The following is a 10,684-nucleotide window of genomic DNA, read 5'->3' as shown; positions in this document are numbered from 1 at the left end:
TCTGCGGCGCTGGCTCCGACGATTGTCGCTCTGGTCGCCCAGGCGAGCACCGTGCCGACGAGACATGCGCGAAACGGTGCGCTGCAAGGCATCGCAGTAATTCCTCATCGCGGTGGGGTGGCCTGGATCTCCGAGACCCGATTCGCCATCCAGGTCTCGTTGTAAGGCGACGGCAACAGAGCGGGGTCTCCGACAGAGGACCACATCAGTCGTCCGAATTTGTCGGAAAAGCCTGTGATGGGGTTCCATGCGGATGTCGGCTGTGCATCGATTCCGAGACTGAGCCAACCATTCCAGGGAAAGTCCTTCAGCTTTACCGTGCGGAGGAAGATCGCTGAGTTGAGGCCCGTAAGGGAATCGAAAGCGATGTTCTCAATCCCGGCCGAGAATTCGGTATTGAAGTATTCGCGCTTGAGCGTGTAGCCGATGACGAGTTGGCGGCAGTCGCTGACGAGCGCGCTTACGACCGCTCGCTCCAGATTGATGCGATCGATTGGGTCGTCGAAATCGCCGGATTGAATCCGTTGTAGGTCAGCTTCCACGCGCTCTCTTGTGCCGATATCAGTTGCGTCGTGCAGAACGAGATAGGCCTGATACCATCCGCTCCTAGCCGCTGGCGGGACCAGCCAGCCGTTGATCACGGTCATTGCCGAGGCCAAGAGTTCCGGGAAGCTCGTTTGCTTGATTTCAATGTCCCAATCCAATCCCAGCTCCACTTGCTCGGCGCCGAGCAGGCGTTTCGCGGAAGCATCAGCCGCCTTCATCTTCAGATCCCGGATTGCTGGCTCAACCTGGGGGTCGGAGAGCAGGCGGCTCTTCGCCGTTTCGGCGAGATCGACATGGTACAAATAATCGCCATGCAGCGGTGTGATCGGATAGGGGTGCAGGATCACATCCGGATCGTTCGAGATGATTTTTCGGGCGACGGCACGCATGACTGCGCAGGCGGTCGCATCCGCTCTCGCATATGACGATTGTGGGTTGATGCGGGCAGTCACTAGGGAGCCCAGTGATTCCACTGCAGCGATCAGATCCGGTGCAGAGCCCGAAAGTTGGAGGTCGTTTCCCAGATAGGCGTGGATCTTGGATTGCTGCAGCAGGCGCTCCGCGGTATCGCGAGCGACGGTCCTGATCTCGATCTCGTGCGGATAATAGGATGGATAGACCGGCAATTCGTGACCGCCGCGCACTGCTCCGGTCATGACCAGGGCCGACAATAGCAATCCGAGCGTCAGGTAGCGCCTCATGATGCAATCCCACAATTGCGCGCGACGACGCGCTTCATCCACGTAAAGCTTTCATCACCCTCTCATCGGTGCGCGCTTCCTTTGGCAAACCGTGAAAAATGATTTCGCCTCGATCGATCACATAGAGCCGGTCACCGATACGGGACGCGGCAGCGAGATGCGATTCCGCCAACAGGATGGAGACGCCCATCGTCTTGATCTTCATGACGGCTTCCGTGAACCGATTGACCACGACCGGCGCCAGCCCTTCGAATGCCTCGTCAAGCAGCAGAAGGGACGGCGACAACATCATCGCGCGTGCGATCGCGACCATTTTGCGTTGACCGCCGCTCAGATGCATGCCCTGGCGCTGCAGCAGATCCTGAACCTCGGGAAAGACACCGAAGGCCTCCGTCTGCGGGTCTGGACGCACAACTCCGTCTCGCCGGCGCGACACTTCATCCCCGAGCCAGCGGCTGATCATCAAATTGTCGTCGACGGAAAGTTCCGGGAAAACGCCGCAATCCTCCGGCGAGTAGCCGATTCCGCGTTTGGCGCGTTCATGCGGTGCGAGTCTGGTCAGGTCCTCGTCGCCAAATACGATTTGGCCTGCCTGCAGCGGCAGGAAGCCCATGATGCTCTCGATCGTCGTTGTCTTGCCAGCACCGTTACGACCGATCAGGCACACGACTTCCTGTCTGTCCACGCGCAGCGAAACGCCGTTGAGGATGTGAGCGGGGCCGCGGTAGGTGTGGATCGCCTTGACCTCCAGCACGATCATTCCTTTCGTGAAAATGCGTCCGGCCCCGAGGCGCCGAGCAGGATCATCGCAACCTCGTGATTGTTTCTGATCGCGTCTGGCGTGCCCTGGGCGAGGATCGCGCCCTGGTGCATCACGACGATTCGATTGGAATACTTGAAGACAACATCCATATCGTGTTCGATGATTGCGGCGGTGATGCCTTCGCCACGCACGACCGAAGCAATGATGTCCATTATTTTATCCTTCTCGCGCGTGCTCACCCCGCTCGTCGGCTCATCGAGAAACAAGAGCTTCGGCCGGAGCGCGTAAGCGAGCGCGACGTCCAGCAATTTACGTTCACCTTGCGCGAGACCCCGCGCGGGTTCGTTGCGCTTGCTCGCGAGTCCGAATTGATCGAGGATCGTGTCGGCCTCGATGGCTACCTCGTGGTCGCGGTCGGCGAGCGCCGCCATGTTCCGGATCTTGCCGTCGCGCGAAAAGATCGCGAGTGCGACGTTGTCGAAGGATGTGAGATCGTCGAACAGGTTGACCAGCTGGAAGCTGCGCGCGATGCCGGCCTTCACTCGCTCGATCACCGATGAATGGGTCACGTCGCGACCCTTGAAGATGATTTTCCCGGAGTCGGGAACGAGAAGGGCGCTGATGACGTTGCAAAGCGAGGTCTTTCCGGCCCCATTGGGGCCGACCACAGAAATGAACTCGCCGTCGGCGATGGTCAGGTTGACATTGTCGACAGCGTGCGTGTCGCCGAAATATTTCTTCAGATTGACCGTCTCCAGGAGGATCATTTCGTCGATCTCCCGAGCTTTGCGGCGAGCCGCATGGCCGTTCCGACGATGCCGGCGGGTAGCGCCATGACCAGAATGACAAGCACCACGCCAAGCAGAAGCTGCCAATATTCCGTGCTGGCGATCGCATAGGTCTTGAGGTAGTTGAACGCTATCGCGCCGACGATCGGGCCGGTGAAGGAGCGGAATCCGCCCAGCACGGTCATGAACACGATCTCGCCGGAGAATGGCCAATAGAGAATGTCGGGCGTGGTGAGACCGTTGAGCGGAACCCACAGAATCCCGGCAAGTCCCGTAAAGGTCCCGGAAATCATGAAAGCGATCCAGCGATAGCGCCGTACAGAGATGCCGACGAACCGCGCTCGTGTTTCGTTGTCACGAATCGCCTGGAGCGCCTTGCCGAACGGTGAATGCGCAATCACCCACATGACGATCGTGGAGACGGCAAACAGCGCAAGCACATAGTAATAGTAAGCATAGATGAAACGCTGGAATGAGCCCGCTCCCTTGAAATTGACTAGGCCGCCGAGCAACGTCAGATTGGCATAGGGGACCCGAATGCCGTCGGTGCCGCCCGTCACCCAGAAGAACTTGAACGCAAGGCTCCAGAGAACCTGCGACAACGCAAGCGTCAGGATACCGAAGAAAATGCGTGTGTGCCGCACGCAGACGAATCCGAAAACTGCAGCAATGATCGCCGTGCCGAGCATCCCGCCGACGATGCACAGCTCCATGGAGTGCGCGCCGAGATCTCGCATGATGGAGGCCACCAAATAGGCGCCGGCGCCGAAATAGGCGGAATGGCCGAATGACAAAAGGCCGGTGTAGCCGAGCAGCAGATTGAAGCCGAGTGCGGCAATGGCCATGATCAGACCGTAGGTCAGCAGTACCGTTTGATAGGGATCGACGAGCTGCGGCAGGACCGCAAGGATCACGAGAGCGATTGCGGCGCCGATGGCGATTCGCCAAATCGAGGTGCCAGTGGCTGCTGTCCTCTCCATCGTCATGCCCTTCCAAACATACCGGTGGGACGGACGAGGAGGACGGCGGCCGCAATCAGGTATAGGACCGCGAGTTCAATCTCGGGGAAGAACTGAATGCCGGCGGTGCGCACGAAGCTGACGATCAACGCGCCGACGAGGGCCCCTTGCAAGCTCCCGAGCCCACCGATCACGACGACCACGAAGGCCAGAATAAGCACCTCGATACCCAGGCCAAGGACCGCCGCCTGCGCTGGTACCACCACCGCGCCGCCAAGGCCGGCCATGAAGCAGCCGATGGCGAAGGCCTGGACATAGACGCGACTGACATTAATACCGAGCGCCGCGGCCATGCGTCGGTCCTGCGAGGTAGCACGCAGGATGATCCCAAACTTGGTGCGGTAGATGAACGCCCACAATCCGATTGCGGCGGCAATCCCGACCGCGACGACGAACAGATTGTAGGCGGGATACATCAGGCGACCAACGGGGATACTGCCCATCTGGTCCATGATCGCGCCGGCCGACAGTGGCGTGCGGCCGAACAGGAGCTTGATGACATCTTCGAGGATCATGAGCAGGCCGAATGTAACCAGCAGGTGGTATTCCTCGGATCGCTGATAGAGCGGGCGCAGCAGGGTAGGTTCGATCAGCGCGCCGACGGCACCGACGGCAATCGCACCGATCGGAAGGAGAAGGAGCATTCCGGCCAGGCCGAGATTTCCTTCCAGCGCGTGTCCGACAGCACTCCCGACAATCCAGGCGGAGACATAGGCACCGAGCGCATAGAGCGCCCCATGCGCCAGGTTCACGATGCGCATGACGCCGTAAATGAGACTTAGGCCGGCGGCGATAAGGAACAGGACTGCCGCGTAGAAAAACGAGTTGAGGATCTGGATGACGAAGATCGTCACGGCCTTCTCTCCTCGTCCTTTGCGTCCCCGGCTCGCCCGGCCTTGCCAATTGTCCCGTCATTGCGGAGCTCAATGCGTTCGATTGCTGGATTGATCGTATTCCCGTCGAGAAAGATCGCCGCGAACAACGTATGGACTCCGGACTGAAGGGTGGTCGACAGCAATGCCGCAAAGCGGTTGTCCGGTTGCCGCACCAGGCTTCCGGCTGCAGCCACCCGGCGGTCCTGGCCAATGACGACGTAACGTGATTCCGGCCGAATAGGCTGCAGTGTTCCGCGCAGCGTGTCGGGCTGCAGCATCGCACGGACGAGGCGATGGTCACGTTGCTGCTTGACGGCGAATTCGGCGTCGGCGCTCACCAGCACGAGATCACCGGCGCGCTCCATTCCGGTGATGAGCGCGCGTGCCGGATAGGCAAAGCCGTTGAACGTACCGAGACCGACGGGATAGCTGAATTCCCGTACAACCTCGAAAACGAACGCGTCGGGCGACCAGGCCTTCAGCCGGTAGGGTCCGTTGGTCACCAGCAAATGACCGTTGGCTTCAACGAACTGGTCGAGAAGCTGCCAACGGGCCTTCGCCGTCTCCGGGCCGACCAGCGACTCGAGCGCTGCCGGCCGGTAGCCGGTCTGCGCAAATTCCTTGATCAGGGCGCGGAATGTCTTCAATTGCGCTGGATCGCGGACGAGGTCGAGCCACGGCAGGTGGCGCCGCTCCGCTTCGCCGCGCGAGAAGGCTGCGATGCCGCGCTCGACCGCCGCCTCCATCAGCGCAAGCACGTGCCAGGGCACCGAACTCCAGGGCGGAGCGATGAGGGCGTTCTCCTGTTCGTCGAATGCGAGGTTATCGAGATAAATCTCGATAATCGGGCTGCGATAGGTGAAGGTCTGATCAGCGACCGACCGCGAGGTTTCCTCTACCCTGAGGAGTTTCAAGCCGCGCAGCCGCTCGCGTATCAGCCGCGTCGCAGCAGCGATCTCCGGATCGTGGGCCCCCGCATTCTGCCCGCCGGCGCCCCAGCGGAACGCCAGCGCGTACGGGTAAAGTAAATCGGCCGCCTCCATGACCGAGGCGTCGCTGAAATTCGAGGCCGACAGGCGATACAGCACTTTAGTCATCGCGCCATGGCTCGGCCCGACCTGGCCAAACCTGCCGGTCATGGTCTCCGGCATCAGCGCATCGTCGGGAACGCGAACCGACCGCTTGATACCGGATTCGTCCGTAGTGCGAATTTCGGCGCGGTTCTGGACCCACCGGCTATTATAGGGAATGGGCAGGAAGGCGTTGTCTCCGACGGTCGACCATGCCAGACGGCCAGCCGCATCGTTAAAGCCGGCGATTGGATTCCAGGCTGCGGTCGGGCGCGGATCGATCCCAATGCGCAGCGTGCCATTCCAGAGGAAATCCTTAAGCTTCACGGTCCTCAGGAAAATAGCCGAATTCAAACCGAGCTGCGAATCCACGGCGATGTTTTCAATGCCGTTGGAAAAGTCGTCAGTATAGAATTCCCGCCGCAGCCGATAGCCGACCACGGCGCGCTCGCAACTGCCGAGCAATGCTGCCAGCAACTCGCGCTCGAGGTTGATCTGTTCAGTGCGATCCCTGAACTCGTTATGGGTGAGGCGCTCGTAAATCCCGTCCGCCTGCTCTCGGTCGTTCGCCTGACTGAGGGCCGGACGAAGCAACTGGTAGGCTTGGAACCATCCTTCTTTGGTCCAGGGCGGTGCAGACCATTCATTGAAGTTGATCCCTGCTTCGATGAGCAAGGCGTTCACCGAAGTCTCATCGAGACTCACATCCCAGCTGGTTGCCTGGACGCGAGCCTGCGGCGAGAGCAGGGACACATCGGCGTCGGCGCGAAATGTCGGCGCGGGCGCACCGGTTGGCGTGCGCGTGGCCTTGCCTGGAGGCAGTCGATCTGCATGGCCGAGATAATCGGCGTGATAGGGCGTGATCGGATACGGATGCATAACGACGTCAGGTGGTGCCGCCAGCGCCGCGGCGGCCTCATCGAGAGCGTGGCAGCGCGCCTCGCGGCCGCCCTGAAGCAGCGATGATTGCGGATTGACGCTGACGGTGATCAGCGACTTGAGTGACTCGACCGACTTGAGGTGCTCGGGAATCTGGCCGGAAAAGCGCGGTGCGGCGCCCACATAAACGTGAAGCGGATCGATCTTGTTGACGAACTCGCGAGCCGCTCGTTCCGGATCGAGCGGCTCGATGCGGATTTCATGCGGATAAAACGAGGGAAAATAAGATATCTCGTGGTCGGCCAGCAACGATGTTGACGCAACGACAACCACGCACGTCAGCCCTAGAACCAAGCCGGCCGTTCGCGCCCAAGGCGAAGCTGCGCGCAGAGACATGCTCCGCTCCACCGCCCGCAGGATATCGCTGCGGCCGAATAACGCCGATGTGGAGTTGCGGCCGCCCGATCAAGACCACATCCCAAAGACGGCCATGCCTTCACCAAAAGGCATGATCGTCTCGATTGCCACGTTCAAGCGACCTGTGGCCAAGTCTCCTTGATCCAATTGTAAGTGGCGGTCGGATCGTTGTGACCATCGCCCGGCTTCGGCCAGCGCGGAGGCGCGGTGATATTGCGGATCGGAATGGTAACCATCCGATTCGGATCCAGGATTGGGAACGGATATTCGGGCACAAGCTTGCTGAAGCCCGTCACCGCGTCCTTGTAGCCCTGGTGATTGTCTGGACGGATATACAGATCACCGGCCGCCGTCTCGAAATACATGCCTTCAAGCTGGCTGATGATCGCCTCTTCCTCCGGCCAGCCACCTGTAAGCTTGTTCGCCTTCTCGACTGCGGTCTTGTACATATAGAGCGTGTGATACGCACCATCCGACTGGAAGTTCGGATACTCGTTCCAGCGCTTGTAGTACTTCTCGACGAACCTCCTGTTAGCCGGCCAACGATTTCCCGGTGGGAAGGTGAAGTAATAGTTCGCGTGCACGCCGGCGATCACGCCTTCCGGGTGATCCTTGCCGATTGCATGCGGCGCAACGCCGAAAGCAATCGTGCTCGCAAACTTCGCGCTGTTGAACATGCCGTAACGCAAGGCCTGCTTGTACATCGCCACATAGTCGCCGCCCCAGACCGACGAAACGATCAGGTCAGGATTTGACGACATCGCCTTGGTGATGTGAGCGGTGAAGTCGGTGGTGCCGAGCTTCGGCCAGCCTTCCGAGACGACCTGGGTGCCGGGCACAAGCTTGCCGAACGCGAGGCTGAAATGGTCGAAGGCATTGCGGCCATAGCTGTAGTCCGGGTGGATGTGCGCAATCCGCTTTGCCTCCGGCCAGGCCTGCGCCGCCGCCACTGCGCAGGTGACACCGTCCGCTGACTGGATGTTGGTAATGCGGAACGCGTATTTCGGATTCGGCACCGCCTTGTCCCACAGAAAGTCGGTGCAGCCGTCGACAAAGATCGTTAGCACGCCAAGCTCCTCGGCGACCGGACCGAGCGCCGGGGTGTTGCCGCTCGATATGACACCGGTGAACATGTCGATCTTTTCCGAGAGCTTCATCCGGCGAAGCTCCTTCACGTTGGCATCTGTGCCAGCTGCCTCGTCGGCGGTGATCGTCTCGATCTTGCGCTTGCCGAGAATGCCGCCCTGGGCGTTGATTTCCTCCGCAGCCAGGAGGTGGCCCTTGAGTGAAGGCTCGCCGAGCACCGCTGCGGGGCCGGTCAAGAAGGTCATGTGACCGAGCCTGAGCGGCGTATCGGGAATTTTGCCTTTCGGCGCCGCCGGAGTTTGCGCCGATGCGGGAGTAATCGCCGGCATCGCGGTTGCTGCCGCGGCAGCGCCGACGCTCACGCCAAGGTTATTGAGGAAGCTTCTGCGGTCTACGTTTCCTTGCTCCATAGTTTATCCTCCTTTATCGAGGACATAGATGATCTCGCTACGTTCAAGCTCCGTGATGGGGCTCCTTGCGACATTTTACGCCATTGCATGTCGTCAAACCATAGCTCTTTGATCTCCTTGGCGTTCGACGCGTTCGGCGTCAGCGATTTCATGACTCCAACGCCGACCGACCTATCGCCGCAATATGCCAACCGGTGCCGCGGCATCGCTCGTTGTCGGCGCCGCCGCGTTTGTGTGCGACGCCGTGAACCGACGGCAACCTCTCGCTCGCCGCCACCTTCGAGCGCTGCGCATCCCAGCGCCGCACTGCAGCATTCTGCTCTCGCCAGACCGAGCGTCCAGCCTCGCGCCTTTTGACGATCGGGGCTATCCTTTCTCTGTTCGTGGTCTCGGCGAACCGCATGAAGCTTGGTACTGGTAGCGACTCCTGGCTGTAAGAAATGAGCCGAACAGCGTTCGGTGGTGATAAATTGACGCATGGTGGTCAAAAGGGTTTCGGCATGACCAAGCACGGCCGATCGGGGCATGCGACCCGATCGCCGCGTTTCCGCTTTCTGCAGAAGCTCGAGGCACAGAAGAACGATCGTAAGGACCGCTCTCGAATCGAGGACCCGAAACATTCCGCCGAAGAGCTATTCCATCCCCGGAAGCCAACACGAACCTGACGAACTATCCTCGGCCGAGCTCCGCGGCAGGCCCATTCGGAAATTCGAGTGCTTGGGTTCAGCAAGCGAGCTGAAGGACAGTGCCATCAATCGCTGGCGCGTCAATGACCTGGACGAAACACGACCTCATCCTGACGGGAGGTCGCACGAGAGGCGAGCCTTTCTTGTCACCGTCCTAGAGGATGGGCAGGCCGAACTGCGATCTTCACCGCGATCCTGGCGCGTGCCTCATCGCGTTCGACGAGTGGCAGTGTCGGCTGCAGGTGGAAAGCCTGTCGGTTTCGGCTTCACCCAGCCATTACAACTTGTAGCCGATCTTTCGCAGCAGGTCTTTCCGCCACGCGATGTCGGCGTCAGTTTCGACACCCAGCGGCGAGGCGCCATCCACGACGCCGAGCACGCCGCGGCCCAGCTCCGTTTGCGCGACGATCACCTGTGTCGGGTTGGCTGTCGCGCAATAAATGCGGCAGACCTCCGGCACTGCGCGCACCGCAGCCAACACGTTGACGGGAAAGAACCCGTCGCCCAGGAAGATCAGGAAAGTGTGGCCGGCGCCGATGGCCAATGCGTTGTCGCGTGCGAGGGCGAGTGAGGCTTCGTCATTACCCGACCAGCGCACCAGCCGCTTACCGGAGGCCTCGCAGAAGGCCAGCCCGAAGCGGATGCGCGGAACCGCGCCCACCAGCGCCTCGTGAAGGTCTTCCACGGTCTTGATGAAATGCGACTGGCCGAAAATGAAATTGACGTCGTCCGGCTTGACGATGGGCACCACGGTGAGTTCCATGGCTTCGCTCCTGCAGGGTGAGCTACAGATTCCATGGTAGGCCGCCGGAAGGTGATTGCAAGCCGCCATAGGCGGCCGTTTTCGCTGCTTACTGCATTGCCTCCCACGTTTCCGGCTTGTTCGGGGGTCTCGAACACCTGGGCAACTTCGCCGGCCGCGTTGATGGCGCGGAACATCACGGCAGTCTTACTGCGAGTTCGTCGGCGTTGCTCCTACCAGGACCTCGTTGAATGTCCGTTTTCGCCGAGGTGTTCTGCAGCGGCGGGAGCGCCCTTGGACATCAGCGGCCGAGATTGTCGACGGTTCGGCTTACCATCTCTGCCTATCAGGAATAAGCTGAGCTGACATCCGCGGGCGTTCGTGTCCCAAGCGGGCCGGCTCGACATCGGGACAACTCTCCGTCACGCCCGTTGGCAGAAGCTTCCGCGCCGCGGAGGCCCGGTTCTTGTCGGAAACGATCACGCTCGCATGCTGCGTGACGTTGCCGACGATGGCGTTGCCGCCGTCTCCGACCGACACGTTCTGCACGGTGATGGCGGGCTCGCCATGGCTTCGGTAGCGGTTGAGCGCCTCGATCTGGGCGGGAAACGTGCGGGCGAGCCTGCCCAATGCGCGCGCGGCGCTGTCGTGCTGGGCGAGGTCGTCGGCATTGGCGAGGTGATGGGCACATCGCATCGCCAT

General features: G+C 60.7%; 8 protein-coding genes and 1 pseudogene. All 9 read right to left on the bottom strand.

Going from position 1 to position 10,684, the window contains the following annotated elements; translation table 11 throughout:
- Positions 1 to 104: 104 nt before the first annotated feature.
- Positions 105 to 1,217 carry a hypothetical protein gene (locus OZ411_RS18120; RefSeq protein ID WP_282529041.1) on the bottom strand — a complete coding sequence of 371 codons (1,113 nt, stop codon included), beginning with the start codon at positions 1,215 to 1,217 and terminating at the stop codon, positions 105 to 107.
- Between the two features lie 64 nt (positions 1,218 to 1,281).
- The gene (locus tag OZ411_RS18115) at positions 1,282 to 2,001 is read right to left on the bottom strand and encodes an ABC transporter ATP-binding protein (RefSeq protein ID WP_282529040.1); all 720 of its coding nucleotides are present in this window, start codon (positions 1,999 to 2,001) and stop codon (positions 1,282 to 1,284) included.
- Positions 2,002 to 2,003: 2 nt separating this feature from the next.
- The gene (locus OZ411_RS18110) at positions 2,004 to 2,777 is read right to left on the bottom strand and encodes an ABC transporter ATP-binding protein (protein WP_282529039.1); all 774 of its coding nucleotides are present in this window, start codon (positions 2,775 to 2,777) and stop codon (positions 2,004 to 2,006) included.
- Positions 2,774 to 3,778 (bottom strand): branched-chain amino acid ABC transporter permease, encoded by a 1,005-nt coding sequence (locus OZ411_RS18105; RefSeq protein ID WP_282529038.1) that lies wholly within the window; start codon positions 3,776 to 3,778, stop codon positions 2,774 to 2,776. The genes OZ411_RS18110 and OZ411_RS18105 overlap by 4 nt, the downstream gene beginning before the upstream one ends.
- Before the next feature lie 2 nt (positions 3,779 to 3,780).
- Positions 3,781 to 4,671, bottom strand: coding sequence for a branched-chain amino acid ABC transporter permease (locus tag OZ411_RS18100; RefSeq protein WP_282529037.1), 891 nt, complete (start codon positions 4,669 to 4,671; stop codon positions 3,781 to 3,783).
- Positions 4,668 to 6,515 carry a hypothetical protein gene (locus tag OZ411_RS18095; protein ID WP_282529036.1) on the bottom strand — a complete coding sequence of 616 codons (1,848 nt, stop codon included), beginning with the start codon at positions 6,513 to 6,515 and terminating at the stop codon, positions 4,668 to 4,670. Before OZ411_RS18095 ends, OZ411_RS18100 begins: the two co-directional genes overlap by 4 nt.
- Before the next feature lie 656 nt (positions 6,516 to 7,171).
- Positions 7,172 to 8,554, bottom strand: a complete 1,383-nt coding sequence (locus OZ411_RS18090) for an ABC transporter substrate-binding protein (protein WP_282529035.1) — start codon at positions 8,552 to 8,554, stop codon at positions 7,172 to 7,174.
- Positions 8,555 to 9,517: 963 nt separating this feature from the next.
- Positions 9,518 to 10,003: an adenosine-specific kinase gene (locus OZ411_RS18085; protein ID WP_282529034.1), complete on the bottom strand. Its 486-nt coding sequence runs from the start codon at positions 10,001 to 10,003 to the stop codon at positions 9,518 to 9,520.
- Positions 10,004 to 10,312: 309 nt separating this feature from the next.
- Positions 10,313 to 10,684: pseudogene (locus tag OZ411_RS18080) on the bottom strand (hypothetical protein); the annotation flags it as partial.

It is taken from the genome of Bradyrhizobium sp. Arg237L (genome assembly GCF_029990105.1).
Classification (GTDB): domain Bacteria; phylum Pseudomonadota; class Alphaproteobacteria; order Rhizobiales; family Xanthobacteraceae; genus Bradyrhizobium.
Note: the sequence above shows the minus strand (reverse complement) of the source record. Positions and strands in the feature narration are given on the sequence as shown.